At 73.0% G+C, this 25,859-nt stretch carries 25 protein-coding genes and 1 riboswitch; of the genes, 10 read left to right on the forward strand and 15 right to left on the reverse strand.

The features are described 5' to 3' along the window. Positions 1 to 69: 69 nt before the first annotated feature. Complete coding sequence (locus tag VE614_RS21265) at positions 70 to 1,383, forward strand: D-alanyl-D-alanine carboxypeptidase (RefSeq protein ID WP_324939320.1); 1,314 nt, start codon at positions 70 to 72, stop codon at positions 1,381 to 1,383. Here the strand turns inward: VE614_RS21265 and VE614_RS21270 are convergent. From VE614_RS21270 to VE614_RS21285, 4 genes are all read right to left on the reverse strand, one after another. Continuing rightward, positions 1,337 to 2,242, reverse strand: a complete 906-nt coding sequence (locus VE614_RS21270; protein WP_324939323.1) for a YihY/virulence factor BrkB family protein — start codon at positions 2,240 to 2,242, stop codon at positions 1,337 to 1,339. The two genes, VE614_RS21265 and VE614_RS21270, sit on opposite strands and share 47 nt — an antisense overlap. Then, positions 2,230 to 2,619, reverse strand: coding sequence for a GtrA family protein (locus VE614_RS21275; RefSeq protein ID WP_324939578.1), 390 nt, complete (start codon positions 2,617 to 2,619; stop codon positions 2,230 to 2,232). Before VE614_RS21275 ends, VE614_RS21270 begins: the two co-directional genes overlap by 13 nt. 122 nt (positions 2,620 to 2,741) lie before the next feature. After that, a complete protein-coding gene (locus VE614_RS21280) occupies positions 2,742 to 3,734 on the reverse strand; it encodes a decaprenyl-phosphate phosphoribosyltransferase (protein ID WP_324939582.1) in 993 nt (330 codons plus the stop codon). A 10-nt stretch (positions 3,735 to 3,744) separates the two neighbouring features. Further along, the gene (locus VE614_RS21285) at positions 3,745 to 4,308 is read right to left on the reverse strand and encodes a phosphatase PAP2 family protein (RefSeq protein ID WP_324939326.1); all 564 of its coding nucleotides are present in this window, start codon (positions 4,306 to 4,308) and stop codon (positions 3,745 to 3,747) included. Positions 4,309 to 4,441: 133 nt separating this feature from the next. On the opposite strand from VE614_RS21285, the gene VE614_RS21290 reads away from it, so the two are divergent. Both VE614_RS21290 and VE614_RS21295 read left to right on the forward strand, forming a co-directional pair. Next, positions 4,442 to 5,797, forward strand: a complete 1,356-nt coding sequence (locus VE614_RS21290) for an FAD-binding oxidoreductase (protein ID WP_324939328.1) — start codon at positions 4,442 to 4,444, stop codon at positions 5,795 to 5,797. An 8-nt stretch (positions 5,798 to 5,805) separates the two neighbouring features. Further along, positions 5,806 to 6,561, forward strand: coding sequence for a decaprenylphospho-beta-D-erythro-pentofuranosid-2-ulose 2-reductase (locus VE614_RS21295; protein ID WP_324939331.1), 756 nt, complete (start codon positions 5,806 to 5,808; stop codon positions 6,559 to 6,561). A gap of 40 nt (positions 6,562 to 6,601) precedes the next feature. On the opposite strand, the gene VE614_RS21300 is transcribed toward VE614_RS21295, so the two are convergent. Both VE614_RS21300 and trpS read right to left on the reverse strand, forming a co-directional pair. After that, complete coding sequence (locus tag VE614_RS21300; protein ID WP_324939334.1) at positions 6,602 to 7,177, reverse strand: 2'-5' RNA ligase family protein; 576 nt, start codon at positions 7,175 to 7,177, stop codon at positions 6,602 to 6,604. A 242-nt stretch (positions 7,178 to 7,419) separates the two neighbouring features. Continuing rightward, on the reverse strand, positions 7,420 to 8,433 hold the full coding sequence (gene trpS, locus VE614_RS21305) for a tryptophan--tRNA ligase (protein ID WP_324939337.1): 1,014 nt from the start codon (positions 8,431 to 8,433) through the stop codon (positions 7,420 to 7,422). A 131-nt stretch (positions 8,434 to 8,564) separates the two neighbouring features. Between trpS and VE614_RS21310 the strand changes: the two genes are divergently transcribed. The 3 genes from VE614_RS21310 to VE614_RS21320 all read left to right on the forward strand — a co-directional run bounded on the left by VE614_RS21310 (position 8,565) and on the right by VE614_RS21320 (position 10,849). After that, entirely contained in the window at positions 8,565 to 9,125 is a 561-nt protein-coding gene (locus tag VE614_RS21310; RefSeq protein WP_324939340.1) for an RNA polymerase sigma factor, read from the forward strand. Next, a complete protein-coding gene (locus tag VE614_RS21315; protein WP_324939343.1) occupies positions 9,118 to 9,975 on the forward strand; it encodes a hypothetical protein in 858 nt (285 codons plus the stop codon). The genes VE614_RS21310 and VE614_RS21315 overlap by 8 nt, the downstream gene beginning before the upstream one ends. Before the next feature lie 127 nt (positions 9,976 to 10,102). Continuing rightward, positions 10,103 to 10,849, forward strand: a complete 747-nt coding sequence (locus VE614_RS21320) for a hypothetical protein (protein WP_324939346.1) — start codon at positions 10,103 to 10,105, stop codon at positions 10,847 to 10,849. A 12-nt stretch (positions 10,850 to 10,861) separates the two neighbouring features. On the opposite strand, the gene VE614_RS21325 is transcribed toward VE614_RS21320, so the two are convergent. Further along, positions 10,862 to 12,316 (reverse strand): glycine hydroxymethyltransferase, encoded by a 1,455-nt coding sequence (locus VE614_RS21325; protein WP_086168013.1) that lies wholly within the window; start codon positions 12,314 to 12,316, stop codon positions 10,862 to 10,864. Positions 12,317 to 12,348: 32 nt separating this feature from the next. Continuing rightward, positions 12,349 to 12,438: riboswitch (ZMP/ZTP riboswitch) on the reverse strand. Between the two features lie 101 nt (positions 12,439 to 12,539). On the opposite strand from VE614_RS21325, the gene rocD reads away from it, so the two are divergent. Further along, complete coding sequence (gene rocD, locus VE614_RS21330) at positions 12,540 to 13,745, forward strand: ornithine--oxo-acid transaminase (protein WP_324939350.1); 1,206 nt, start codon at positions 12,540 to 12,542, stop codon at positions 13,743 to 13,745. 16 nt (positions 13,746 to 13,761) lie between these two features. Here the strand turns inward: rocD and VE614_RS21335 are convergent, their stop codons facing one another. The 3 genes from VE614_RS21335 to VE614_RS21345 form a co-directional block, all read right to left on the reverse strand. After that, positions 13,762 to 14,946, reverse strand: a complete 1,185-nt coding sequence (locus tag VE614_RS21335; RefSeq protein ID WP_324939353.1) for a glutathionylspermidine synthase family protein — start codon at positions 14,944 to 14,946, stop codon at positions 13,762 to 13,764. Positions 14,947 to 14,961: 15 nt separating this feature from the next. Beyond that, positions 14,962 to 15,333 carry a hypothetical protein gene (locus VE614_RS21340; protein ID WP_324939356.1) on the reverse strand — a complete coding sequence of 124 codons (372 nt, stop codon included), beginning with the start codon at positions 15,331 to 15,333 and terminating at the stop codon, positions 14,962 to 14,964. 82 nt (positions 15,334 to 15,415) lie between these two features. Beyond that, positions 15,416 to 16,798 carry a PLP-dependent aminotransferase family protein gene (locus tag VE614_RS21345; RefSeq protein ID WP_324939360.1) on the reverse strand — a complete coding sequence of 461 codons (1,383 nt, stop codon included), beginning with the start codon at positions 16,796 to 16,798 and terminating at the stop codon, positions 15,416 to 15,418. A 46-nt stretch (positions 16,799 to 16,844) separates the two neighbouring features. Here VE614_RS21345 and VE614_RS21350 point away from each other — a divergent pair, with 46 nt between their 5' ends. From VE614_RS21350 to VE614_RS21360, 3 genes are read left to right on the forward strand one after another with little or no spacing between them, the layout of a single operon-like run. Beyond that, complete coding sequence (locus VE614_RS21350; protein WP_324939363.1) at positions 16,845 to 17,351, forward strand: carboxymuconolactone decarboxylase family protein; 507 nt, start codon at positions 16,845 to 16,847, stop codon at positions 17,349 to 17,351. Continuing rightward, positions 17,348 to 17,797 (forward strand): carboxymuconolactone decarboxylase family protein, encoded by a 450-nt coding sequence (locus VE614_RS21355; RefSeq protein ID WP_324939366.1) that lies wholly within the window; start codon positions 17,348 to 17,350, stop codon positions 17,795 to 17,797. Before VE614_RS21350 ends, VE614_RS21355 begins: the two co-directional genes overlap by 4 nt. After that, a complete protein-coding gene (locus VE614_RS21360) occupies positions 17,794 to 18,513 on the forward strand; it encodes an isocitrate lyase/phosphoenolpyruvate mutase family protein (RefSeq protein WP_324939370.1) in 720 nt (239 codons plus the stop codon). The genes VE614_RS21355 and VE614_RS21360 overlap by 4 nt, the downstream gene beginning before the upstream one ends. A gap of 10 nt (positions 18,514 to 18,523) precedes the next feature. Here VE614_RS21360 and VE614_RS21365 read toward each other — a convergent pair whose 3' ends face one another. From VE614_RS21365 to VE614_RS21385, 5 genes are all read right to left on the reverse strand, one after another. After that, positions 18,524 to 19,513, reverse strand: coding sequence for an ABC transporter substrate-binding protein (locus VE614_RS21365; RefSeq protein WP_324939372.1), 990 nt, complete (start codon positions 19,511 to 19,513; stop codon positions 18,524 to 18,526). A gap of 1 nt (position 19,514) precedes the next feature. After that, complete coding sequence (locus VE614_RS21370; protein ID WP_324939375.1) at positions 19,515 to 21,461, reverse strand: ABC transporter permease; 1,947 nt, start codon at positions 21,459 to 21,461, stop codon at positions 19,515 to 19,517. Further along, positions 21,461 to 22,678: a glycine betaine/L-proline ABC transporter ATP-binding protein gene (locus tag VE614_RS21375; RefSeq protein ID WP_324939378.1), complete on the reverse strand. Its 1,218-nt coding sequence runs from the start codon at positions 22,676 to 22,678 to the stop codon at positions 21,461 to 21,463. Before VE614_RS21375 ends, VE614_RS21370 begins: the two co-directional genes overlap by 1 nt. Continuing rightward, the gene (locus VE614_RS21380; protein WP_324939381.1) at positions 22,675 to 24,207 is read right to left on the reverse strand and encodes a GMC family oxidoreductase; all 1,533 of its coding nucleotides are present in this window, start codon (positions 24,205 to 24,207) and stop codon (positions 22,675 to 22,677) included. The genes VE614_RS21375 and VE614_RS21380 overlap by 4 nt, the downstream gene beginning before the upstream one ends. A 66-nt stretch (positions 24,208 to 24,273) precedes the next feature. After that, positions 24,274 to 25,800, reverse strand: a complete 1,527-nt coding sequence (locus VE614_RS21385; RefSeq protein WP_324939384.1) for an aldehyde dehydrogenase family protein — start codon at positions 25,798 to 25,800, stop codon at positions 24,274 to 24,276. Between the last annotated feature and the right edge of the window lie 59 nt (positions 25,801 to 25,859).

The raw sequence follows: 25,859 nt of genomic DNA on the forward strand, positions 1-25,859 counted from the left end.
GTCCGGTTCCCCGGACGGGGTGGGGAGGAGGGCGGGACTTCCGCGCGGCTGCCCTGTACTTTCTCGCTCGTGCCCGCACCCAAGAAGACCGCCAGGCGATCCCTGCTGGTCGTTTCCGCGACCCTGTTGTCCCTCTCGCTGACCGCTCCCGCGGCCCTCGCGGCCCCGGTCCCCAGCCCGTCGGCGAGCGCCGGTGCCAGTGCCAGTCCGTCGGCCACTCCCCCGGCGAACATGTCGACCGTCGGCGGGGCGCGGCTCGGGCAGCCGGGCACCCAGGTGAACCTGGCGGGCGGGGTCCCGGTGCTGCCGAAGGACGTCACCGCGCGGTCGTGGATCGTCGCCGACGCCGAATCCGGCGAGGTGCTGGCCGCGCACAACGCGCACTGGCGGCTCGCCCCGGCCAGCACGCTGAAGATGCTGTTCGCCGACACCCTGCTGCCGAAGTTCCCCAGGACCATGAAGTACAAGGTCGCGACCGAGGACCTGGCGGACGTCGGCACCGGCTCCAGCATGGTCGGCATAAAGGAGGACGAGACCTACACCGTCCACGACCTCTGGCTCGGCGTCTTCCTGCGGTCCGGCAACGACGCGGTGCACGTGCTGTCCGCGATGAACGACGGCGTCGCCAAGACGGTCCGGGAGATGAACGCGCACGCCGAGGAGCTGCAGGCCCTCGACACCCATGTGGTCAGCCCCGACGGCTACGACGCTCCCGGCCAGGTCTCCTCCGCGTACGACCTGACCCTGATCGCCCGCTCCGGGCTGCAGAAGAAGGACTTCCGGGAGTACTGCTCGACGCTGAGCGCGAAGTTCCCCGGCGAGACGAAGAAGAACAAGAAGGGCAGGACGGTCCGCGAGACCTTCGAGATCCAGAACACCAACCGGCTGCTCACCGGCGACTACGACATCTCCCAGTACCAGGGCATCGCGGGCGTCAAGAACGGCAACACCACCAACGCGGGAGCCACCTTCACGGGGGTCGCCGAACGCGACGGCAAGGTGCTGCTCGTCACGGTCATGAATCCGCAGAAGGACGACCACAACGAGGTCTACAAGGAGACCGCGCGGCTCTTCGACTGGGGCTTCCAGGCGGCCGGGAAGGTCGAGCCGGTCGGCGAGCTGGTGCCGCCCAAGGGCGCCGGCCGGCCCGGCGCCCAGCCCGGTGCCACGGCCTCCGCCGCCGCGGACGCGGGTGAGGCCGGGGGCGCCGCGGTCGGCGGTACCTCCGAGGCACCGGTGGCGAGCGCCACGACCGAGAGCGGCTCCACCGGCATGGGGATCGCCCTGGGGATCGCGGGCGGGCTGCTGGTGCTGCTCGGCGGGGCCGGGTTCCTGGTCAACCGCCGCTGGCCGCTGCCGGATCTGGTACGCCGCCGACGGTGACCCCGTCCGCCTCCTTGCTGGGCGTCGCCGTCCAGGCGGCGCAGAACAGCACCAGCCTGCAGGTGAGGTTGATCCACAGCAGCAGGGCGACCGGCACGCCGAAGGCGCCGTACATGCTCTTCGCCGCCACGCCCTGCATATAGCCGCTCAGCAGCAGCTTCAGCAGCTCGAACCCGAGGGCGCCGACCAGCGCGCCGACCACCAGACGGTGCCTGGTCGGCTCGACGCCGGGCAGCAGCGTCAGGACGTACAGCAGCACCATGAAGTCGGCGAGGACCGCCACGGCGAGCGCGGCGATCCGCAACAGCGCGCTGCTCCAGCCCTGTTCGTCCAGGCCGAGGTGGCGGGCGGTCCAGCCGACCGCCGCCGAGGCGACCGTGGAGGCGACGAGGGTGACCAGGACCGCGCCGCCGAGGCCGATCAGGACACCGCCGTCCTTGACCTTGCGCAGGATCGGGTTCTCCTCGTCGTCCGGCAGCTCCCACACCGCGCGCAGGCACTCCCGCATGGAGCCGACCCAGCCGATGCCGGTGAACAGCAGCACGGCACCGGCGATGATCCCGACGGTGCCGGCGTTGTCGACCAGACCGGCGATGTCCAGCTGGTCGGAGATGCCGGGGATCTGCTCGGCGATCCGGTCCTCCAGCTCCTTCTGCCGGCCGGCGCTGAGCGCGGCGGCGCCGGTCACGGCGGCCACGGTCAGCAGCGGGAACAGCGCCACGAAGCTGGTGAACGTCATCGCCGCGGCCAGCCGGGACCAGTGCACGCGGTCCAGGCGCTCGTAGGAGCGCCAGGCGTGCGTGGTCATCAGCCGGGCCGCCCACGGCCCGACGACCGGGAGGTTCTTCAGCCAGTCCATGATCCGACCTTGCCCTCGCTGGGGAACACCCATGTTCTAGTGCCCCAGAACCGGAGGATCGTGGCCAGCGCCATGCCGATTCCCGCGCCGGAGACCGTGTCCGCGCGCTGCGAGGTGAAGCCGAGGCCGTAGTGGCTGACGGCGAGGCAGAGGAGCTGGACGAGGGCACCGGCGACGTTCACCGCGAAGAACGCCGCGTACCGGCGCCAGGAGGTGCCTCCCGCGCGGTCCCGGTAGGTGCCGAGCGCGTTGCCCGCGTAGGCCACCGTGCAGCCGACCACGAAGGAGAGCGCCTTGGCGGTGAGGGGGTCCAGGGCCGCGGGGCCGCGCAGCCAGGTGAACAGGGCCAGGTCGGTGGCGTAGGCGAGCAGGCCCACGGCGGCGAAGGAGAGGAGTTCCCGGGAGCGTGGGGATGCCCGGGAGCGGAGGGCGTCCCGGGTGCGGAGGGCGTCCCGGGTGCGGGGCGGGAGCCGGGTGCCCGCGCGGGAGGTCGCCCGGATCACCAATCGGCCACCGCCAGGCCGTACATCGCGAGCCAGACCAGCCCGATGAGGGCGAGTGCGCGGTCGCGCAGCACCACCTCCTCGGGTTCGCCCGCGGTGCCCCGGTCGGCGAACACGGCGTAGCGCAGGATCGCCAGGATGAACGCGACCATCGACAGCTGCCGCCAGGGCAGCAGTCCCGTGTGCGGGTCGCCGCCCTCCTCCAGCGCCCACAAGCAGTACGCCAGCACGGCGACCCCGGCGGCCAGCTGCCACACGAAGCGCAGGTAGCCGGTGGTGTACTCGGTGAGCAACGCGCGCGTGGCGCCGCCCTTTCCGGCCATCTGCACGGCCTCGGAGTACCGCTTCGCCGAGACCATGAACAGCGCCCCGAACCCGGTTGTGATCAGGAACCAGCGTGACAGCGGAATGCCGAGCGCGAGCCCGCCGGCCATCGCCCGCATCAGGAACCCGGTCGTGACGACGGCGAGGTCGACGACCAGGATGTGCTTGAGGCTGACGCAGTACGCCAGTTGCATGCCGAGGTACGCGGTCAGCAGCGCCGCGACCGACGGTGATGTCAGCCATGCCGCGGTGGCCGGGGCGAGGACGGCGAGCGAGCCGCCGGCCGCGTAGGCGACCGGCACGGGGACCTGTCCGGCGGCGACCGGGCGGTGCCGCTTGGTCGGGTGCGCGCGGTCGGCGTCGGCGTCGCGCGCGTCGTTGATCAGGTAGACGGCGGCCGCGCACGCGGTGAACAGCGCGAAGACGAGCGCCAGCTGGCCGAGGGCGTGCCGGGAGAAGAGCTGGCCGGCGGCGGCCGGGGCGGCGACGACCAGGATGTTCTTGACCCACTGCTTGGGCCGCGCGGTCCGGACCAGGCCACCCAGGAGGGTGCCTTCGCGTGGCTGCTCGGGGGGCCGGGGACGGGGCGGGCGCTGCTCCAGGAGGGCGGTCTCCGGGGAGCGGGGGCCGTTGGCCGCTTCCTCGTGGCGGGTGCCGTTCGTCATGGGTGCGGCCTCAGTCATGAGCGCCCCTCGTCACGTCGCGAGCACCCCCGGGTACGCCGCTGCGCACGCCCTGCCGGACCCAGCGCGCTCCGGCGCACGCCGTCAGCGCCCCCAGCGCCGCGCCGGCCGCCACGTCGGAGGGGTAGTGGACGCCCACGACCAGGCGTGAGAGGCACATCGCGGCGGCGAGCGGCGGGACCGCCTGCGCGCCGAGGGGGCCGAGCGCGCTGTAGGCGACGGCCGCGGCGGCGGCGGAGGTGGCGTGGGAGCTGGGGAAGGAGTGCCGCCCAGCGGTGCGCACCAGGGGTTCGACATGTGCGGGGCGCGGACGGCGCACGATCCGTTTCACACCCATGCTGGTGAGGTGCGCGCCCGCGATGAGCGCCGTTCCGCGCAACCAGGCGTCGCGCCGCGCACGATCCGCGGCGGCTCCCACGAGACCCGCCGCGAGCCACAGCGCCCCGTGCTCGCCGGCCCAGGACAGGGCGCGCGCGCCGGCCGCGACGCGCGGGTCGGAGCCGTAGGCCCGGAGCGCCGAAAGGATTCGGTGGTCCATGTCGTCGAGGTCGTCCATGTGGACTCACTGTTCACGCCGACACCGCTGGAACACCGGCAATATTGAGCGACATCCCATTAATCACCCATTTCGGGGAGGGGTGGGATGTTCCCAAACCAATCGCTTGCATAAGGGCGATACGGTCACCGACATGCCTGCCGAGACCGTTTCCGTCACGGGGTGGGGCCGCACCGCCCCCACCACCGCCCGTCTGATCCGCCCACGGACGTACGAGGAGGCCGTGGCCGCCGTCCGGGACTGCGGGGCCCGCGGGGGCATTCCGCGGGGCCTGGGACGGGCGTACGGGGACGCGGCGCAGAACGCGGGCGGCGCGGTCCTCGACATGACCGGCCTGGACCGGATCCACGCGATCGACGCCGTGGACGGCACCGTGCTGTGCGACGCGGGCGTCTCCCTGCACCGGCTGATGCAGATCCTGCTGCCGCTCGGCTGGTTCGTGCCGGTGACCCCCGGGACCCGCTATGTGACCGTCGGCGGCGCGATCGGCGCCGACATCCACGGCAAGAACCACCACGTCTCCGGGTCCTTCTCCCGCCACGTGCTGTCCCTGGAACTCCTCACCGCCGACGGCGGCGTGCACAGCGTCAGCCGTGGCACCCCGCTGTTCGACGCGACCGCGGGCGGCATGGGCCTCACCGGGGTGATCCTGACCGCGACGATCCAGCTCCACCCGGTCGAGACCGCGTTGATGTCCGTCGACACCGAACGCGCGGCCGACCTCGACGACCTGATGGCCCGGCTGACCGCCACCGACCACCGCTACCGCTACTCGGTCGCCTGGATCGACCTGCTGGCGCGCGGCGCGGCGACCGGCCGCGCGGTGCTCACCCGCGGCGACCACGCGCCCCTGGAGGCGCTGCCGGGAGGCACACGCGCGCGCAGGGACCCGCTCGCCTTCCGCCCCTCCCGGCTGCCGGCCGCCCCGGCGTTCCTCCCCGAGGGCCTGCTCACCCGGCGGACCGTCGGCCTGTTCAACGAACTCTGGTACCGCAGGGCCCCACGCGCGCGTACCGGTGAACTGCAGAAGATCTCCACCTTCTTCCACCCGCTGGACGGAGTGCCGCACTGGAACCGGATCTACGGCCGCGGCGGCTTCGTGCAGTACCAGTTCGTCGTCGGGTACGGCCAGGAGGAGGCCCTGCGCCGGATCGTGCACCGGATCTCCGAGCGCCGCTGCCCGTCCTTCCTGGCCGTCCTCAAGCGCTTCGGGGAAGCCGACCCGGGCTGGCTCTCCTTCCCGGCGCCCGGCTGGACGCTGGCCCTGGACATCCCGGCCGCGCTGCCCGGCCTCGACGCCTTCCTCGACGAACTGGACGAGGAGGTCGCCGCGGCGGGCGGACGCGTCTACCTCGCCAAGGACTCCCGGCTGCGGCCCGACCTGCTCTCCGCGATGTACCCGCGCCTGGACGACTTCCGCGCGCTGCGCGCCGAACTCGACCCGCACGGGGTGTTCGTCTCCGATCTCGCCCGTCGACTCACCCTCTAGGAGCCACTGTGAAGGACGCCTTCGGCCTCCCCCAGTCCCTGCTGATCCTCGGCGGTACGTCCGAGATCGCCCTGGCCACCGCCCGCCGGCTGATCACCCGTCGCACCCGCGCCGTCTGGCTGGCGGGCCGCCCCTCGCCCCGCCTGGAGCAGGCCGCCGAGGACCTGCGCGCCCGCGGCGCCGACGTGCACACCGTCGCCTTCGACGCGCTCGACCCCGAGTCGCACGAGACGGTCCTCGGCAAGGTCTTCGCCGAGGGCGACATCGACATGGTGCTGCTCGCCTTCGGCGTCCTCGGCGACCAGGCCCGCGACGAGCGGGAGCCGGTGAGCGCGGTGCGCGTGGCGCAGACCAACTACACCGGCGCGGTGTCGGCGGGCCTGGTCAGCGCCCGCGCGCTGCAAGCCCAGGGCCATGGCTCGCTGGTGGTGCTCTCCTCGGTCGCCGGCGAACGCGCCCGCCGCTCGAACTTCATCTACGGCTCCAGCAAGGCGGGCCTGGACGCCTTCGCGCAGGGCCTCGGCGATGCGCTGCACGGCACGGGCGTCCACGTCATGGTCGTACGCCCGGGCTTCGTCCGCTCGCGGATGACGGCGGGCCTGGACGAGGCCCCGCTCGCGACGACGCCCGAAGCGGTCGCGGCGGCCGTCGAGGGGGGCCTGCGCCGCCGCTCGGAGACGGTGTGGGTGCCGGGGGCGCTGCGCCTGGTCATGTCGGCGATGCGGCATGTGCCCAGGGCGGTGTTCCGCAGGCTGCCGATCTGAGCCGCGCCCTCGCGGGGGCGATGACCGCGCGGGGGCTCGCTCAGTGCAGCGTGCCCTGCTGCGCCGGGGCCGACGCCTGCGGCGGCACCACGGTGCTGCCGAAGGCGAACTCCCGCAGCTTGCGCCAGACCCCGTCCGCGCCCTGCTCGTAGAGCGCGAACCCGGTGCACGGCCACTCGGCCTCGTAGTCGGCCAGCTCCTCGAAGGCCCGGTCCATCGCCGCCTCGTCGATGCCGTGCGCGACGGTGACATGCGGGTGGTACGGGAACTGCAGTTCGCGGGCCACCGGGCCGGAGGCGTCGCGGACCTGCTTCTGCAGCCAGGTGCACGCTTCCGCCCCCTCGGCCACCCGGACGAAGACGACGGGCGACAGCGGGCGGAACGTCCCCGTGCCGGACAGCCGCATGGGGAACGGCCGCCCCGCCGCCGCGACCTCCGCGAGATGCGTCTCGATCGCGGGCAGCAGCGCGTCGTCCACCTCGGTCGGCGGCAGCAGGGTGACATGCGTGGGGATGCCGTGAGCCGCGGCGTCGCCGAAGCCCGCGCGCCGCTCCTGGAGCAGGCTGCCGTGGGGCTCCGGGACCGCGATCGACACTCCGATCGTTACGGTCCCCACGTCGTCTCCTGTCGTCGTGTCGGTACGTCGTCTGCGAGTGCGCGGACGGCTGCGCGTGCGGCCGTCCGGCTATCGACTGTACGACCACGGCCGGGCCGTGGGCAGGCGCAGCCGTAGTGATGTGCAGCGCTGTGCGTGGTGCGGACCGAACCGGATCTTCCGTGCACGGCCCGCACGCGGCGCGGCACTCCGCCATGTACGCGGCGCACTACGCGCCCCCGCACCCGGCTCGGTGTCCCGGTTCAGTGCTTGGCCGGCAGGAAACCCACCCGGTCGTAGGCCTGCGCCAGCGTCTCCGCGGCGACGGCGCGGGCCTTCTCCGCGCCCTTGGCCAGGATCGAGTCGAGCGTCTCCGGGTCGTCCAGGTACTGCTGGGTGCGCTCCCGGAACGGCGTCACGAACTCGACCATGACCTCGGCGAGGTCGGTCTTGAGCGCACCGTAGCCCTTGCCGGCGTACTTCTCCTCCAGTTCCCCGATTCCCGCCCCGGTGAGGGTCGAGTAGATGGTGAGGAGGTTGCTGACACCCGGCTTGTTCTCCGCGTCGAAGCGGACGACGGTGTCGGTGTCGGTGACCGCGCTCTTGACCTTCTTGGCGGTGGTCTTCGGCTCGTCGAGCAGGTTGATCAGGCCCTTCGGCGTGGACGCCGACTTGCTCATCTTGATCGCCGGGTCCTGAAGGTCGTAGATCTTCGCCGTCTCCTTGAGGATGTACGGCTTCGGGACCGTGAACGTCTGGCCGAAGCGGCCGTTGAAACGCTCCGCCAGGTCGCGGGTCAGCTCGATGTGCTGGCGCTGGTCCTCGCCGACCGGCACCTCGTGCGCCTGGTAGAGCAGGATGTCCGCGACCTGGAGGACCGGGTACGTGAACAGGCCGACGGAGGCCCGGTCGGCGCCCTGCTTCGCGGACTTGTCCTTGAACTGCGTCATACGGGACGCCTCGCCGAAGCCGGTGAGGCAGTTCATGACCCAGCCGAGCTGCGCGTGCTCGGGGACGTGGCTCTGGACGAACAGCGTGCAGCGATCCGGGTCGAGCCCGGCCGCGAGCAGCTGCGCGGCGGCGAGCCGGGTGTTGGCGCGCAGCTCCTTCGGGTCCTGCGGGACCGTGATCGCGTGCAGGTCGACGACCATGTAGAACGCGTCGTGGGACTCCTGCAGGGCCACCCACTGGCGGACGGCGCCGAGGTAGTTGCCGAGGTGGAACGAGCCTGCGGTGGGCTGGATTCCGGAGAGCACGCGGGGTCGATCAGAGGCCATGCCCCCCATTCTCTCAGGTCACCGGAGGCGGTCCGGAACTGGCGGGAAACAGGTGGGAACCGATCCGTCCCCGGCGGTGTAACAAAGGTGTGAGGACGCGGGAGGGGGGCCGCATCGTCGATGAGTCCGCGGTGATCGCACGCGTACGCGCCGGAGAGCCGGAGGCGTACGCGGAGCTGGTGCGGGCCCACACGGGCATCGCCCTGCGGGCGGCCGCCGCGCTGGGCGCCGGTGCGGACGCGGAGGACGTGGTGCAGCAGGCCTTCGTGAAGGCGTACTGCGCGCTGGGCCGCTTCAAGGAGGGCTCGGCGTTCAAGCCGTGGCTGCTGTCGATCGTCGCCAATGAGACGAGGAACACAGTGCGGACGGCGGCGCGCCAGCGGACGCTCGCCGGCCGGGAGGCGGCGTTCGCCGAGGCCGAGCCTTCGATACCGGAATCGGCGGACCCCGCGGTGGCGACGCTGGAGAGCGAGCGCCGCGCGGCCCTGCTGGCCGCCCTGGAGAAGCTGAGCGAGGAGCACCGCCTGGTCGTCACCTACCGCTATCTGCTGGAGATGGACGAACCGGAGACCGCCCAGGCGCTGGGCTGGCCCCGGGGGACGGTGAAGTCCCGGCTCAGTCGGGCGCTGCGGAAGCTGGGCCGGCTGCTGCCGGATTTTCGGCCTCGGGAAGGGGGTGAGGAGCGTGCGTGAGGGACGGGAGCCGGCCGAGGACGCCCGTGCCGGGCGGCTGCCCGACGAGCTGCGGGCCCTCGGGCGTTCGCTGGACGCGTCCGGCGCGGCGGACGGCGCCGAGACCATGGTCGAGCGGGTGCTGGGGCAGATACTGGCCGAGCGGTTGCCGGTGCCCGTGCCCGAGCCGCCGGGCGCCGCCGGGCGGCTGCGGGCGGTGCGCCGCTGGGCGCGGGCTCGGTGGCGGGCGCTGACCGCGACGCTGTGCGGGCTGCTGGCGGTACTCGCGCTCACGCCCCCGGTGCGCGCCGCGGTCGTCGACTGGTTCGGCTTCGGCGGGGTGGAGGTGCGGTACGACCCGTCGGCGACCCCCTCGGCCGGCGCCCGTGTCCCGGGCTGCGGTCGCGACCTGGTGTCGCTCGCGCAGGCGGAGCGGCGAGCGGGTTTCCGGCCGCTGGTGCCGACGGCTCTGGGCAGCCCGGACGCGGTGACGGTGACCGCCGAGCCGCGGGGCCGTTTCCTGGTGAGCCTGTGCTGGCGGGCGGACGGCGGGACGATACGGCTGGACGAGTATCCGGCTCGGCTGGACGTCGGCTTCGTGAAGACCGTGCCGCGGCAGCCGGAGTGGGTGCCGCTGCGAGCCCCGGGCCGGGACGGGGTGCCGGATCCGGCGCTGTGGTTCGCGGAGCCGCATCTGCTGGAGCTGTGGCTGGTGGACGCGGACGGCATCCGTTTCACCCGCGAGCAGCGCACGGCCGGGCCGACGCTGCTGTGGACCCTCGGAACCGGCCGGAGCACGGTGACGCTGCGGCTGGAGGGGGTGGCGGAGAAGGAGCGGGCGGTGGGGATCGCCCGGTCGCCGGGGCGGTGATCGAAGCCGCCGGAGATCTCGGGAAAAGTGCGCGGAAAGCGGGAACCCCGGCGGGCCGGGCGGTGTACCAGAAGTGACACGCGGCTCGGGGACGGGCCGCACGGAGATCACTGGGCTGGGGGTTCGGATGCGCACGGAGATCGAGCGGGGCAAGGGCGGCTGTCGCGGCCGGGTGGCGTCGGCGGCGGGGCTGGGGACGGTGATGGCGCTGACGCTGTTGCTGTGGGACGCGCCGTCCGCTTCGGCCGGAGGGCCGACGAGCGTGCTGGTGGTCGCCACGGCCACGTCGGAGGCGGCCGGACTGACCTACTTCGACGATAAGTACGACGACCTGGAGCGGCTGCTCGGCCGGCCGGGCGTGGGCAGCCGCACCAAGGCGCCGGAGACCGGTCTGGTCGGCGCACGGCAGATCAACGTCACCTGGCTGCTGCACGATGTGGACCCCTGGCGCCTGAACCAGGTCTATGTGGACACCGACTCCACGGCGGTCTGGATCCACACGGCGACGGACCTGCCGCGGTCGAGGAACGGCTACTGGCATCGAGCCGAGCAGCCGACCGCGCTGCGCGCCCTGTTGAAGGAGCTGGGAGTGATGGGGCGCTCCCTGACGCGCACACCCGCGGAAGCCGGCACGGCCGGTCCCGACGCCCGGCCCGACGCCCGGCCCGACGCCGGACCCGGCCCCTCCCGGGCCGAGGCGGCCGCAGCGTCCCCCTCGCCGGACGGCGACAGCGGCTGGAGCCGGGCGACGGCGGGGCTGGCCGCCGGGCTGGCCCTCGGGGCGGGCGGCTCGGTGCTGATACGCCGTGCGGCGGCCCGGCGCGAAGCCGGGCCGCCGCACGGGGAGCCGCGTCAGGAGCTGATCGACCTCTGAACCGGGGCCGGGTCAGCCGAGGTCGACCTCCGGGTACAGCGGGAAGCCGGCCACGAGGTCGGTGGCACGGCGGGAGATCTCGTCCGCGATCTTCGGGTCGAGCACGTGGGCGGCCTTGGAGGGCGCGCCGGACTTGGTGGTGCCGGGCTCGGTGGTGGTGAGGACGCGGTCGATGAGGGCGGCGACCTCGTCCATCTCGGCGGTGCCCAGACCGCGGGTGGTCAGGGCGGGGGTGCCGATGCGAATGCCGGAGGTGTACCAGGCACCGTTGGGGTCGGCCGGGATGGCGTTGCGGTTGGTGACGATGCCCGACTCCAGCAGGGCGGCCTCGGCCTGGCGGCCGGTGAGGCCGTAGGAGGAGGCGACGTCGATCAGGTTGAGGTGGTTGTCGGTGCCGCCGGTGACCAGGGTGGCGCCGCGGCGCATCAGGCCCTCGGCGAGGGCGCGGGAGTTGTCCACGATGCGCTGGGCGTAGTCGCGGAAGGAGGGCTGGCGGGCCTCGGCGAAGGCGACGGCCTTGGCGGCCATGACGTGCGGGAGCGGGCCGCCGAGGACCATCGGGCAGCCGCGGTCGACCTGGTCCTTGAGGGAGTCGTCGCACAGGACCATGCCGCCGCGCGGGCCGCGCAGCGACTTGTGGGTGGTGGTGGTGACGATCTGGGCGTGCGGGACCGGGTCGAAGTCGCCGGTGAGGACCTTGCCGGCGACGAGACCGGCGAAGTGGGCCATGTCGACCATCAGGGTCGCGCCGACCTCGTCGGCGATCTCCCGCATGATGCGGAAGTTCACCAGACGGGGGTAGGCGGAGTAGCCGGCGACGATGATCAGCGGCTTGAACTCGCGGGCGGTGGCGCGCAGTGCCTCGTAGTCGAGGAGGCCGGTGGCGGGGTCGGTGCCGTAGGACCGCTGGTCGAACATCTTGCCGGAGATGTTGGGGCGGAAGCCGTGGGTGAGGTGGCCGCCGGCGTCCAGGGACATGCCGAGCATGCGCTGGTTGCCGAAGGCCTGGCGCAGCTCGGCCCAGTCGGCGTCGGAGAGGTCGTTGACCTGGCGGACGCCCGCCTTCTCCAGGGCGGGGACCTCGACGCGCTGGGCGAGGACGGACCAGAAGGCGACGAGGTTGGCGTCGATGCCGGAGTGCGGCTGGACGTACGCGTGGCGGGCGCCGAAGAGTTCCTTGGCGTGCTCGGCGGCCAGCGACTCGACGGTGTCGACGTTGCGGCAGCCGGCGTAGAAGCGGCGGCCGACGGTGCCCTCGGCGTACTTGTCGCTGAACCAGTTGCCCATGGCCAGCAGGGTGGCCGGGGAGGCGTAGTTCTCGGAGGCGATCAGCTTGAGCATCTCGCGCTGGTCGGCGACCTCCTGGCCGATGGCGTCGGCCACGCGCGGCTCGACGGCGCGGATCACGTCGAGGGCGGCTCGGAAGGCGGTGGACTCGGTGGAAAGGGGCGCAGGCGTGTCAGTCATCAGGGACCTCCGGACGTGGCGTTCGGCGTACACGGTTCGGCCCAGGCGCACGGCACAGTTTCCCCTCGGGCCGCTCCCCGATGGTCGGTCCCATCCCAAGCGCGCCAGTCACGACCCGGCCCTCAGCCTACCGGGCGCGCCGGGGAGCGAAGATCCCGCGTCCGGGATCCGAGCGGGGATAGGAAGGGGGGCGCCCTCATCTGGTTCACCTTCTGGAGGTGCCATGACCACCACCGACGACCTGATCGCCACCGCCGAGGCCCACAGCGCGCACACCTATCACCCGCTGCCGGTGGTGGTGGCGAGCGCCGAAGGGGCGTGGATGACGGACGTGGAGGGCCGTCGCTATCTGGATCTGCTGGCCGGTTACTCGGCGCTCAACTTCGGGCACGGCAACCGGCGGCTGATCGATGCGGCGAAGGCGCAGCTGGAGCGGGTGACGCTGACGTCCCGGGCGTTCCACCACGACCGGTTCGGTGCCTTCTGCGCTCAGCTTGCGGAGCTGTGCGGGATGGAGATGGTGCTGCCGATGAACACCGGCGCGGAGGCGGTGGAGACGGCGGTGAAGACCGCGCGCAAGTGGGGGTACCGGGTGAAGGGGGTGCCCGCGGAGATGGCGAAGATCGTGGTCGCGGGCGGCAACTTCCACGGGCGGACGACGACGGTCATCAGCTTCTCCACCGATCCGGAGGCCCGGGCGGACTACGGCCCGTACACGCCGGGATTCGAGATCGTGCCGTACGGCGATCTGACGGCGATGCGCCAGGCGCTGACGGAGAACACGGTCGCGGTGCTGATCGAGCCCATCCAGGGCGAGGCGGGGGTGGTGGTGCCGCCGGCCGGTTATCTGCCGGGGGTGCGGGAGCTGACGCGGGAGCGGAATGTGCTGCTCGTCGCGGACGAGATCCAGTCGGGGCTGGGGCGGACGGGGCGGACGTTCGCCTGTGAGCACGAGGGGGTGGTGCCGGACGCGTATGTGCTGGGCAAGGCGCTGGGCGGCGGGATCGTGCCGGTGTCGGCGGTGGTGTCGTCGGCCGAGGTGCTGGGGGTGTTCCGGCCCGGGGAGCACGGGTCGACGTTCGGCGGGAATCCGCTGGCGTGCGCGGTGGCGCTGGAGGTCATCGCGATGCTGCGGTCGGGCGAGTACCAGGCGCGGGCGGCGGAGCTGGGCGGGCTGCTGCACCGGGAGCTGGCGGAGCTGGCCGGGACGGGCCGGGTGACCGGGGTGCGCGGGCGGGGCCTGTGGGCGGGGGTGGATGTGCATCCGCGGTACGGCACGGGGCGGGAGCTGTCCGAGAGGCTGATGGACCGGGGTGTGCTGGTGAAGGACACCCACGGCACGACGCTCCGGATCGCGCCGCCGCTGGTCGTCTCGGAGGAGGACCTGGGCTGGGGGCTGGCGCAGCTGCGGGCGGTGCTGGACGTCTAGGGGGTGTGTGCGGGCCCTAGAGGATCACGTGCGGCAGGAAGCGGGCGTACTCGTCCGTGATCAGGCCGGACGACTCGCGGATGCCGAGACCCGCGGACGCGCCGTCGACGACCCAGGCGCCGAGGACGACGTGGTTGCCGTCGAAGTCGGGCAGGGGGGCGAGTTGCTGGTAGCAGCAGGACTCGTCGCGGCCGGCGGGGGCGGTGCCGGGGGCGTGGACGGTGACGCCGGCGCCTTCCCGGCCGAGCAGGGGCTTGGCGACATAGCCGGTGGTGGTGGCCAGGTCGCGGGGGCCGTCGAGGTAGGAGGGGAGGAGGTTGGGGTGGCCGGGGTACAGCTCCCAGAGGATGGCGAGGAGGGCCTTGTTGCTGAGCAGCATCTTCCAGGCGGGCTCGATCCACAGGGTGGTGCCGGTGCCGCCGCCGTTGTCGAGGGTGTCGAGGACGTGGTCGGCGAAGCGGTCGGTGGTGAGCCATTCCCAGGGGTAGAGCTTGAAGCAGCTGCGGATGAAGCGGAGCCGCTGGTCGACGAAGCGGCCGGAGAGACGGTCCCAGCCGATCTCCTCCATGGAGATCCAGTCGGTGTCGAGGCCGGCCTGTTCGGCGGTCTCCTTGAGGTAGGCGACCGTCATCAGGTCCTCGCCGAGTTCGTCGGCGCTGGAGTGGGCGAAGTAGAGGGGGCTGCCGGGCGGGAGGAGGCGGGCCTGCTCGCGCCAGGCGTCGACGAGGCGTTCGTGGAGGGAGTTCCACTGGTCGGCGCCGGGGAAGCGCTCCTCCATCCAGAACCACTGGGGGGAGGCGGCCTCGACGAGGGAGGTGGGGGTGTCGGCGTTGTATTCGAGCAGCTTGGCGGGGCCGCGTCCGTCGTAGCGCAGGTCGAAGCGGCCGTAGACGGAGGGGAGTTCGGCGCGGCGGTGCCAGGCCTCGGCGACGGCGCGGGCGAGGCGCGGGTCGGTGATGCCGAGGTCGGCGAAGCGGCCGGCGGTGACGATGTGGTCGGCGGCCGCCAGGCACATGCGGTGCAGTTCCTCGACGACCTCTTCGAGGGCCTCGATCTCCTCCAGGGAGAAGACGTAGTAGGCGCTCTCGTCCCAGTAGGGGCGCAGGGAATCGTCGGGGTAGCGGGTGAGCGGGTAGATCAGGCCCTGCTCCTCGACGGTCTGCTGCCAGCCGGGGCGGGGGTCGATGGTGCGGCGTTCCATGGCAGGGGGTTCCGCTCAGCCGCCGCCGCTGCCGGAGCCGGAGCAGCCGAAGCCGCCGCGGTCGACGGCCTCGTCGCGGCTGAAGGTGCCGTGGTCGGCGTAGCCGCCGCTGACTTCGGCGTCGTAGTACCAGGCGGCGTCGGCGCGGTCGCCGCTGCCGGTGTTCCTGCCCTTGCCGGACTTGCCGCCCTTGCCGGTGGACGAGGAGGAGCCGGACTTGCAGTTCCTGTCGGCGATGATCTTGTAGCCGTTGATGTAGTCGTAGCTGTCGCGGTCGACACAGCGGCGGTCGGGGTCGGAGCCGCAGGACGTGAGGGCCGCGGCGACCACGCCCATCCCGCCGAGCACGACGGTGCTGGAGCGCAGCCGTCGCCGGTTCTCTGCCATGCCGTTCTTCTCCCCGTTGCCCGTGTGCTGCGTGTCCGTGGCGTCGGCCGCGATCATACGGGGCTGACAGGGACCGGTCACACTAGGGCAGGACGTTGCACAGGGCCTCCAGGGTTCCCGCCCACGCGTGGTCGGGTGGGGTGCCGTAGCCGACGACCAGGGCGTCGACCGGGCGGGTGGTGGCCCGGGGATGGCGGTAGCGGGCGAGGCCGTGCACGGCGAGGCCCTGCCAGGTGGCCGCGCGGACCACGGACTCCTCGGTGCCGGGCGGGAGTTGGAGCAGCAGGTGCAGTCCGGCCGCGATGCCGGTGACGGTCACCTCGGGGGCGCGGGCGGTGACGGCGGCGACCAGGGCGTCCCGGCGGCGCCGGTAGCGCTGCCGGGCGGCGCGGACATGCCGGTCGTAGGCGCCGGAGGTGAGGAACTCGGCGAGGGTGAGCTGGTCGAGGACGGCCACGGAGGAGCTGCCGGGCCCGCGCACCTCGTCCACCAGCGACGGCGGCAGCACCATCCAGCCGAGCCGGAGCCCGGGGGCGAGGGACTTGCTGGCGGTGCCCAGGTAGACGACGTGCTCGGGGTCGAGGTCCTGGAGGGCGCCGACGGGCTGGCGGTCGTAGCGGAACTCGCCGTCGTAGTCGTCCTCCAGGATCAGTCCGCCGGTGCGGCGGGCCCAGTCGACGACCGCCGCCCGCCGCTCGGGACGCAGGGACACCCCCATGGGGAACTGGTGGGAGGGGGTCAGCAGGACGGCGCGGGCGTCGGCGAGGCCGTCCGGGTCGGTGCCGGACACGTCGAACGGCAGCGGCCGGGTCCGCAGGCCCGCCCGTTCGGCCAGCCCCCAGTGCGCGTCGAGGCCGTAGGACTCGACGGCCAGGGTGTGCAGGCCGCGGGCGCGCAGGACCTGGGCGAGCAGGCCCAGCGCGTGGGAGAAGCCGGCGCTGACCACGATCCGGTCCGGGTCGGTGCGCACGCCCCGGGCGCGGGCGAGGTAGTCGGCGAGGGCGGTGCGCAGTTCGACGCGGCCGCGGTGGTCGCCGTAGTCGAGGGCGTCGTTCGGGGCGGCGGTCAGGGCCTTGCGGGCGGCCTTGAGCCACTGGGTGCGCGGAAAGGAGGCGAGGTCGGGACTGCCGGGGACCAGGCTGTACGCGGGGCGGCCGGTGCGGCTCGGGGTGGGGGCCGGGCGCCGGGCGGGCGGTGGTACGGGGCGGTCGGCGACCCGGGTGCCGGAGCCTTGGCGGGCGGTGAGCCAGCCCTCGGCGACCAGATCGGCGTAGGCGCCGGCGACGGTGTTGCGGGCGAGGCCGAGGTCGGTGGCGAGCGAGCGGGAGGAGGGCAGCCGGGTGCCGGGGGCGAGCCGGCCGGTGCGGACGGCGTCGCGCAGGGCGTCGGTGAGACCGCGGCGCACCCCGCCGCCGGCCGGTTGCAGATGGAGGTCGATACCCGGAGTGGCCCACGGTTTCGGCATGGAAATGGACCATACGCCTGGGCAGCTCCTCCCTAGGGTCGGGGGCATGACCGCAGAGACCACCACCGAGACCGTCACGTACGCCCCCGAGCCCACCCCGCGGCTGGAGTGGGCCAAGCTCGCCCCCGACGTCTACAAGGCGATGATCAGGCTCGACACGGCCGCCCGGCAGGGACTGGACCACAAGCTGTACGAGCTGGTGAAGATCCGTGCCTCCCAGATCAACCACTGCGCCCTGTGTATCGACATGCACAGCAAGGACGCGCTCGCGGCCGGTGAGAGTGTGGAGCGGATCATCCAGCTCAGCGCGTGGGACGAGTCGCGGCACTTCTACACGGAGAAGGAACTCGCCGCGCTGGAGCTGACGGAGGCGGTGACCGTCCTGACGGACGGGTTCGTGCCGGACGAGGTCTACGAGAAGGCCGCCAGGCTTTTCGAGGAAGCCGAGCTGGCCCAGCTGATCGCCGCGATCACGGTGATCAACGCGTGGAACCGGTTCGGCGTGACCTGCCGGATGACGCCCGGCCACTACCAGCCGGACGGCCACAAGTGACCGCCCGCACCACCCTCCTCGCCCCCGAGGTCCGCACCGCGATGCAGTCCCTGAGCGCCGCCGCCAAGCGCGGCCTCGGGGACCCCGGCCTCGCCGAGCTGGTCCAGATCCGCGCCTCGCAGCTCAACCGGTGCGCGTTCTGCCTGGACATGCATCTGGTGATCGCCCGCGAGCAGGGGGTGAGTGACCGTCAGCTCGATCTGCTCGCCGTCTGGCGGGAGGCGGGGGACGATGTCTTCGACGAGCGGGAGCGGGCCGCGCTGGCGCTCACGGAGGCGGTGACCGTTCTGACCGACAGGTTCGTCCCGGACGAGGTGTACGCCACGGCGGCCAAGCACTTCGAGGACGCCCGGCTCGCCCACCTCATCGCCCTGATCACCGTCATCAACAGCTGGAACCGGCTGATGGTGAGCCGGCGGATCCCGCCCGGAGGGACGGCCTGGTGAGCAAGGCCGGCACCTTCCGTGCCCTCCACCACGGCCGCGCCCCCGGCGACCCCCTGGTCCTGCCGGGGCCGTGGGACGCCGCCTCCGCCCGCGCCCTCGCCGACGCCGGTTTCCCGGCGATGGCCATACCGAGCGCCGGGGTGGCCGCCGCCCTCGGCTACGCGGACGGGCAGACCCCGGTCGACGAGATGTTCGCCGCGGTCGCCCGGATCGCGCGGGCGGTGGACGTGCCGGTGTCGGCGGATGTGGAGGACGGGTACGGGCTGGCGCCCAAGGAGCTGGTGGAGCGGCTGCTGGAGGCGGGGGCCGTGGGCTGCAACCTGGAGGACTCCGCGCACGGGGTGCTGAAGGACCCGCACGAGCACGCCGGCCGGCTGGCCGAGGTGCGGGCGGCGGCGGGTGACCTGCTGTTCGTCAACGCGCGGGTGGACACGTTCGTACGACGGGTGCCGGACGTGGCGGAGACGATCGAGCGGGCGCGGCTCTACGTCGCCGCGGGCGCCGACTGCGTGTACCCGATCCTCGCCCCGGTGGACGCGCTGCCGCTGCTGCGGGCCGGGATCGAGGGGCCGCTCAACGCGATCGCGAAGGTGGGCGAGGGCCCCTCGCCCGCCGAACTCGGTGTGCGAGGGGCCACCCGGATCACCTTCGGGCCGGGTCTCCAGCAGCGGGCGACGGCCGCGCTGCGGGAGATCGCCGAAGCCTTGCGCCGCTAGCGGAGGTACGTCACGGCAGCCATGCCCGCCACGTCGGCTCGTGCCGTTCCACCCACTTCCTTGCCGCCTCCTCAGGGCTGAGCTTCTGCTCGGCGATCATCAGGGAGACCTCGTTCTGGTCCTCGGTGGTCCACCTGAAGTTCTTCAGGAAGGCCGCCGCCTTGCCGCCGTTCTCGGCGAAGTCGGTGTTGAGGTACTTCCGCAGGGGGGTGTGCGGGTAGGCGCAGGCGACCTTCGCCGGTTCCGCGTCGCAGCCCGCCTTGTGGGGCGGCAGTTTCACCTCGGTCATCGGGACCTTCTCGAACAGCCACTGCGGGGAGTACCAGTACGTCAGGAAGGGCTTCTCCTCCTTGGCGAACTGCTTGATCTGGGTGATCTGCGCGGCCTCGGAGCCGGCGAAGACGACCTGGTAGTCCAGGTCCAGGTTCTTCACCAGTGCCTCGTCGTTGGTGACGTAGGACGGCGAGCCGTCCATCAGCTGGCCCTTGCTGCCGCTCTCCGGGGTGCGGAACGCGTCGGCGTACTTGTTCAGGTTCCGCCAGTCCTTGATGTCCGGGTGCCGCTCGGCGAAGTACGTGGGCACGTACCAGCCGATGTGCCCGGTCACCCCGAGTTCGCCCGCCAGGGTGACGGTCTTCTTGTCCTTGACGTACCGCTGTTCCTGCTCGGGGTGCCCCCAGTCCTCCAGGAGCGCGTCGACGCGGCCCTGGCTGAGGGCGTCCCAGGCGGGGACCTCGTCGACCTGCACGGTGTCGACGCGGTAGCCGAGTTCGTGCTCCAGCAGGTACTGGGCGACGGCCACATTGGCCTGCGCGCCCACCCAGGACTGCACGGACAGGGTCACGGTCTTCGTGCCCCGGGCGTTCGCGAACGGCGAGGCCTGCTTGGTCATGTCGGCGGCGCCGCAGCCGGTGGCCAGCGTCAGCACGGCCGCCGAAGCGATCAGGGCCGTACGGCGGTTCGTTCGCCGGGTCGTTCGCCGGGTCGTACGGCGGAACATGTCACGCTCCCTTCGTCGTACGGCGGTCGGTGGGCTGGGTCACCCGGTCGAGCATCAGCCCCAGGCAGACGATCGCGGCACCGGCGACCAGGCCGGTCGCGAGGTCGCCCTGGGCGAGACCGAAGACGACGTCGTAGCCGAGCGCGCCACCGCCGACCAGGCCGCCGATGATGACGACGGCGAGGACGAGCACCACACCCTGGTTGACCGCGAGCAACAAGGAGCGGCGGGCGAGCGGGAGTTGCACCTGCCGCAGCTGCTGGCCGCTGGTCGCGCCGAGCGAGCGGGCCGACTCCAGCGCGGCCGGGTCGACCTGGCGCAGGCCCTGCGCGGTGATGCGGACGACGGCCGGCAGCGCGTAGACGACGGCCGCGGCGACGGCCGGGGCACGGCCGACACCGGCGAGCGCGACGACCGGGATCAGGTACACGAACTGCGGCATCGTCTGGCAGACGTCCAGGACCGGCCGCAGCAGCCGTTCGACGCGGCCACTGCGCGCCGCCGCGACACCGGTCGCCACGCCCAGCACGAGGGTGACGGCGACCGCGGCCAGCACCTGCGACAGCGTGTCCAGCGACGGCTCCCACACCCCGAGGACACCGATCGCGGCCATCGCGAGCACGGCGGTCAGCGCGGTGCGCCAGGTGCCGATCAGCCAGGCCAGCGCGGCGACCACCAGCAGCACCGACCACCAGGGCAGCCACTGCAGGCCGTCCCGGAGCGGGTCGAGCACCCAGGTGGTGAAGCGGCCCGCCCAGTCGGCGGTGCCGCCGATGACGGGGACCCCGGTGTAGAGGTGCCCGGTCATCCAGTCGACGGCCCGGTTGACCGGCCCGGCGATGTTCACCGTCCACGCGTCGGGCCATTCGGTACGGCCCGCCAGGCGCCCGGCGACGGCCACGGCCGCGGCGGCGCCCAGCGCGTACGGCCACACCCTCCGGCCGGGCGAGGCGGCACCCGCACCCGCACCCTCGCCCGCCGCGCCCGTCACCCGGTCGAGCACGACCGCCAGCAGCACGATCGGGATGCCCGCCGCCAGCGCGGCGCCCACGTCGACCGAGGCCAGCGCCTGGTAGACGCGGTCGCCGAGACCGCCGGCGCCGATCACCGAGGCGATCACCGCCATGGACAGCGCCATCATGATCGTCTGGTTGACGCCGAGCAGCAGTTCCTTGCGGGCCAGCGGGATGCGGGCGGTCAGCAGCCGCTGCCGGGCGGTCGCGCCCAGCGATTCCACCGCCTCCAGGACGCCCCGGTCGGCGCCGCGCAGCCCGAGCGCGGTGAGCCGGGCCATGGGCGGGGCGGCGTAGACGACGGTGGCGAGGACGGCGGCGGGCACGCCGATGCCGAAGACCAGCACGACCGGCAGGAGGTAGGCGAACGCCGGGAGCACCTGCATGGTGTCCAGGACGGGCCGCAGCATCCGGTCCAGCCGGTCCGACAGCCCGGCGGCGAGCCCCAGCAGGGCGCCCACCGCGACCGACGTGAGCACCGCGACCGCCATCAGGGCCAGCGTCTGCATGGTCGGCACCCACATGCCGAGCAGCCCGCAGGCGAGGAATGCGGTCGCCGTGCCCAGCGCCAGACGCGGACCCGCGACCCGCCAGGCGACGAAGGCGCCGAGCGCCGTCACGCCCGCCCAGCCCACGGCGAGGAGCGCGAGGTAGACGGCGCGGACGCAGAGCACGACCGCGTTGCTGACGTGCCCGAAGAAGTACAGGAACAGCGGGTGGCTGTCCCGGTTGTCGATGATCCAGTCACTGGCGCTCGTGAGGGGGCCGGTGAGGTCGACGGTCAGCGCGGCGGGCCAGCTGCCGCTCGACCAGCGGGCGTGGGCCAGCGGGACGAGGACCAGCGCGGCGAGCGCGAGCGTCGCCAGCTTGGCCGCGGCGCGGCTTCTCAGGAACGCGGGAAGGGTGCGGGCGGGGGCCGCGGTGATCGTCGCCATCAGACCGCCTCCGGGTGGGGGCTGGCGCCGGAGCGCTTCGCCTGCCCCCGCGGGCGGGGGGCCGCGGCGCCCACCCGTGCCGCCCTGGCGGCACGGGTGCCCGCGGCCGCGTCGGCGACAGGGCCGGCGCCCTCGTCCGCGCCCACGTCGGTGCGGCCGGCGGGGGCCACGCCCGCGACGACGTCCAGCAGCACCTCGTGGTCCACGACCCCCAGGCAGCGCGGGCCGTCCATCACCCGCGCGGGTTCGCCGCTGCGGGCGACGGCCTCGATGGCCTCCGCCACGGTCGCGCGCGGGGACACCGCGGGTCCCGTCGTCGCCTCCTCCGCGGTCACGGGCCGCATGGCCGTGCGCACGGTCATGACCTGTTCGCGCGGCACGTCGCGGACGAACTCGCGGACGTAGTCGTCGGCCGGGGAGCCGACGATCTCCTCGGGCGTGCCGAGCTGCACGACCCGCCCGTCGCGCATCAGCGCGATCCGGTCGCCCAGCTTCAGCGCCTCGCTGAGGTCATGGGTGATGAAGACCATCGTGCGGCCCTCCTCGCGGTGCAGCCGGACGACCTCCTCCTGCATGTCCCGCCGGATCAGCGGGTCGAGGGCGCTGAACGGCTCGTCGAAGAGCAGCACCTCGGGGTCCACGGCCAGGGCCCGCGCCAGACCGACGCGCTGCTGCTGGCCGCCGGAGAGCTGGCCCGGCCGCCGCTGCTCCATGCCGTCCAGGCCGACCTTGGCGATGACCTCGGCGGCCTTGGCGCGCCGCTCGGCCCTGCCCATGCCCTGGATCTCCAGACCGTAGGCCACGTTGTCGAGGACCGTGCGGTGCGGGAGCAGCCCGAAGTGCTGGAAGACCATTGCCGCCCGGTGCCGGCGCAGCTCGCGCAAACGCGTCTTGTCCATGGCGCGGACGTCCTCGCCGTCGATGGCGATGGTGCCGGCCGTCGGTTCGATCAGCCGGGTCAGACAGCGCACCAGTGTGGACTTGCCGGAGCCGGACAGCCCCATGACGACGAAGACCTCGCCCTTGCGGACGTCGAAGGTGACGTCCCGGACGGCCGCCGTGCATCCGGTGCGGGCACGCAGTTCGGCGGCGGTGAGGGCGGCCAGCTCGGGGTCGGCGGGGACGCGGTCGGCCTTGGGGCCGAACACCTTCCACAGGCCGTCGACCGAGAAGACGGGCGGCGTGAGGGTTTCGGGGGCGGGGCTGGCGGTACTCATCGGGCCTCACCACCGATCAGGTCGGCGGCGCGCTCCCCGACCATCAGCACCCCGATCATCGGGTTGACGGCGGTCATGGTCGGGAAGACGGAGGCGTCGGCGATCCGGATGCCCTCCAGGCCGCGGACGCGCAGCTCGGGGTCGACGACGGCCGTGTCGTCGTCGGCCGCGCCCATCTTGCAGGTGCCGGCCGGGTGGTAGACGGTGTGGGCGGCCTTGCGGGCGTACTCGCTCAGCTCGGCGTCGCCGACGACCTCGGGCCCGGGGCACACCTCGCGCTTGAGCCAGCCGGCCAGCGGCTCGGTCTTGGCGATCTCGCGGGCGATGCGGATGCCGTCGACGAGGGTGCGGCCGTCGTAGTCGTCCTCGTCGGTGAAGTAGCGGAAGTCGAGGGCGGGCTTCACGGCCGGGTCGGGGCTGGTCAGGTACAGCCGGCCGCGGCTCTTCGGCTTGGGGATGTTCGGGGTCATGGACACCCCGTACGGCGGCCGCTCGTAGCCCAGGCGCTCCGGGTTGTCCGTGAAGGGGATCTGGTAGAAGTGGAACATCAGGTCGGGGCCCTGGTGTTCGGGGTCGCGGCGCACGAACAGGCCCGCGTCGGAGTCCATCGCGGAGTTCTCCGGGATGGGGCCGTGGGTCTCCCAGACGATCACCGATTCGGGGTGGTCGAGCAGGTTCTCGCCGACGCCCGGCAGGTCGTGGACCACGGGTATGCCCAGCGCGGCGAGGTCGTCCTGGGGACCGATGCCGGAGTGCAGCAGCAGCCGCGGGGAGTCGATCGCGCCCGCGCACAGCACGACCTCGTTGCGCGCCCGGATCAGCAGTTCCTCGCCGTCCTTGGTGCGCACGTGGACGCCCTCGGCGCGGGTGCCGGCCAGCTCCAGCCGGTACGCCCAGGTCTCCAGCAGGAGGTGGAGGTTGGGGCGCTCGTCCATCACGGGGTGCAGGTACGCCACGGACGCGGACGACCGCTTGTTGTCCTCCGGGTGGTAGGCCAGGTCGAAGAAGCCGGCGCCCTCGGTGAACGGCTGCTCGTTGAAGCCCTCGACGCGCGGCACGCCGAGCGCGGCCTGCGCGGCGTCGACGAAGTCGCGGGCGATGGCGTTCCGGTCCTTCTCGTCGACCGGGACGATGTTGTTCTTCAGGCGCGCGAAGTACGCCTCCATGGGCACCGAGCCCCAGCCCTTGGCGCCCGCCTCCTCCCACTCGTCCCAGTCGGACGGCAGCGGCTTGAACGCGATCAGCGTGTTGTGGGAGGAGCAGCCGCCGAGGACGCGGGCGCGGCTGTGCCGGATGTGGGAGTTGCCGCGGGGCTGTTCCACGGTGGGGTAGTCGTAGTCCAGTTCGCCGCCGAGCAGGCCCATCCAGCGGCGCAGGGTGAGCACGTCGTCGCGGCCGACGTCGCTGGGGCCGCCCTCGATGACGGCGACGGTGACGTCGGGGTTCTCGGTCAGCCGGGAGGCGATGACGGAGCCTGCCGTGCCGCCGCCGATGACGACGTAGTCGTAGACGTGGTGGGTCTCGGGCATGGGGGTACTCCAGGTGGGGCTGTGCGCGAAGAGGCGCCGAAGAAGGGTGAGGGAGGGTGAGGGGGGTCAGCCGGCGAACCAGCGGACGGGCTTCGGGGCGAGGTTCTGGTAGACGTGCTTGGTCTCGCGGTACTCGGCGAGCCCGGCGGGGCCGAGTTCGCGGCCCGTCCCGCTCTTTCCGAAGCCGCCCCACTCCGCCTGCGGGAGGTAGGGGTGGAAGTCGTTGATCCAGACGGTGCCGTGCCGCAGCCGGCCCGCGACCCGGCGGGCCCGGCCCGCGTCGGCGGTCCAGACGGCGCCCGCGAGACCGTACTCGGTGTCGTTGGCCAGGGCGACGGCCTCGTCCTCGGTGCGGAACGTCTCGACGGTGAGGACCGGGCCGAAGACCTCCTCGCGCACCACCCGCATCTCGCGGTGGCAGTGGTCGAGGACGGTCGGCTCGTAGAACCAGCCGCTCTCCGGGCGCTCCGGCGCGGGCTCGGGCCGCTTGCCGCCGCACCGCAGCACGGCGCCCTCCGCCAGCGCGGAGGCGACGTAGGCCTCGACCTTCGCGCGGTGCTGCTCGGAGACGAGCGGACCGCACTCCACGCCGTCGGCGGTGCCGCGGCCGAGGCGGATCCGGGCGGCCCGGCGGGCGAGTTCGGTGACGAAGCGGTCCCGGACGGACTCCTCGACGATGAGCCGGGCGCCCGCCGAGCAGACCTGGCCGCTGTGGATGAAGGCGGCGTTGAGCGCCTGGTCGACGGCGGTGTCGAAGCCCTCCTCGGTGGCGCAGGCGTCGGCGAAGACCACGTTGGGGTTCTTGCCGCCGAGTTCCAGGGCCACCTTCTTCACGGTGGGGGCCGCCGCCTGGGCCACCTTGGTGCCGCTGGCCAGGCCGCCGGTGAAGGAGACCAGGTCGACGTCGGGGTGCTCGGCGAGGCGGGCGCCGACGGTGTGGCCGGGGCCGGTGACGAGGTTGGCGACGCCCGCGGGAAGCCCGGCCTCGGCCAGCAGGTCGAGCAGCGCGATCGTGGTCATGGGGGTGATCTCGCTCGGCTTGGCCACGAAGGTGTTGCCGGCGGCGAGCGCCGGGGCGATCTTCCAACTGGCCTGGAGCAGCGGGTAATTCCAGGGGGTGATCAGCGCGCAGACGCCGACCGGCTCGTGCACGACGACACTGTGGATGTCCGGCGAGCCGGCGTCGACGACCCGGCCGGGGGCCTCCGCGGCGACGAGGTCGGCGAAGTAGCGGAAGGCGTCGGCCACGCAGTCGATGTCGACCCGGCCCTCCTCCACGGTCTTGCCCGCGTCGCGGCTCTCCAGCAGGCCCAGCCGCTCGCGGTCGCGCACGAGGAGGTCGGCGACGCGGCGCAGCAGGGCGGCGCGCTCGGCGGCGGGGGTGCGCGGCCAGGCGCCGGCGCCGCCGTCGAAGGCGGCGCGGGCCGCCTCGACCGCGAGGTCCGTGTCCTTCTCGTCGCCCTCGGCGACCAGGGCGAACGGCGCGGCGTCCGCGGGGTCGAGGATCGCGCGCGTGGCTCCGGAGACGGCGTGCCGCCATTCGCCCGCCACGTGGATGCTCTTCCGAGCCTGGAGTTCCGTACTGTCCGCCATGCCTGGTGCTGCCTTCCGTTCCTGTGCGTCCCCCGTTCAGGACCGGGAGCGCCTGCCCT

It is taken from the genome of Streptomyces sp. (genome assembly GCF_035645055.1).
In the GTDB taxonomy this organism is placed as follows: Bacteria; Actinomycetota; Actinomycetes; order Streptomycetales; family Streptomycetaceae; genus Streptomyces.

What these genes read in the sequence shown, in the direction of transcription:
- VE614_RS21345 (WP_324939360.1), bottom strand. Translation starts at nt 16,798, where the DNA reads ATGCCGAAACCGTGGGCCACTCCGGGTATCGACCTCCATCTGCAACCG.
- VE614_RS21325 (WP_086168013.1), bottom strand. Translation starts at nt 12,316, where the DNA reads ATGACTGACACGCCTGCGCCCCTTTCCACCGAGTCCACCGCCTTCCGA.
- VE614_RS21335 (WP_324939353.1), bottom strand. Translation starts at nt 14,946, where the DNA reads ATGGAACGCCGCACCATCGACCCCCGCCCCGGCTGGCAGCAGACCGTC.
- VE614_RS21380 (WP_324939381.1), bottom strand. Translation starts at nt 24,207, where the DNA reads ATGCCCGAGACCCACCACGTCTACGACTACGTCGTCATCGGCGGCGGC.
- VE614_RS21320 (WP_324939346.1), top strand. Translation starts at nt 10,103, where the DNA reads ATGCGCACGGAGATCGAGCGGGGCAAGGGCGGCTGTCGCGGCCGGGTG.
- trpS (WP_324939337.1), bottom strand. Translation starts at nt 8,433, where the DNA reads ATGGCCTCTGATCGACCCCGCGTGCTCTCCGGAATCCAGCCCACCGCA.
- VE614_RS21290 (WP_324939328.1), top strand. Translation starts at nt 4,442, where the DNA reads ATGCCTGCCGAGACCGTTTCCGTCACGGGGTGGGGCCGCACCGCCCCC.
- VE614_RS21350 (WP_324939363.1), top strand. Translation starts at nt 16,845, where the DNA reads ATGACCGCAGAGACCACCACCGAGACCGTCACGTACGCCCCCGAGCCC.
- VE614_RS21285 (WP_324939326.1), bottom strand. Translation starts at nt 4,308, where the DNA reads ATGGACGACCTCGACGACATGGACCACCGAATCCTTTCGGCGCTCCGG.
- VE614_RS21270 (WP_324939323.1), bottom strand. Translation starts at nt 2,242, where the DNA reads ATGGACTGGCTGAAGAACCTCCCGGTCGTCGGGCCGTGGGCGGCCCGG.
- rocD (WP_324939350.1), top strand. Translation starts at nt 12,540, where the DNA reads ATGACCACCACCGACGACCTGATCGCCACCGCCGAGGCCCACAGCGCG.
- VE614_RS21365 (WP_324939372.1), bottom strand. Translation starts at nt 19,513, where the DNA reads ATGTTCCGCCGTACGACCCGGCGAACGACCCGGCGAACGAACCGCCGT.
- VE614_RS21370 (WP_324939375.1), bottom strand. Translation starts at nt 21,461, where the DNA reads ATGGCGACGATCACCGCGGCCCCCGCCCGCACCCTTCCCGCGTTCCTG.
- VE614_RS21375 (WP_324939378.1), bottom strand. Translation starts at nt 22,678, where the DNA reads ATGAGTACCGCCAGCCCCGCCCCCGAAACCCTCACGCCGCCCGTCTTC.
- VE614_RS21280 (WP_324939582.1), bottom strand. Translation starts at nt 3,734, where the DNA reads ATGACGAACGGCACCCGCCACGAGGAAGCGGCCAACGGCCCCCGCTCC.
- VE614_RS21385 (WP_324939384.1), bottom strand. Translation starts at nt 25,800, where the DNA reads ATGGCGGACAGTACGGAACTCCAGGCTCGGAAGAGCATCCACGTGGCG.
- VE614_RS21340 (WP_324939356.1), bottom strand. Translation starts at nt 15,333, where the DNA reads ATGGCAGAGAACCGGCGACGGCTGCGCTCCAGCACCGTCGTGCTCGGC.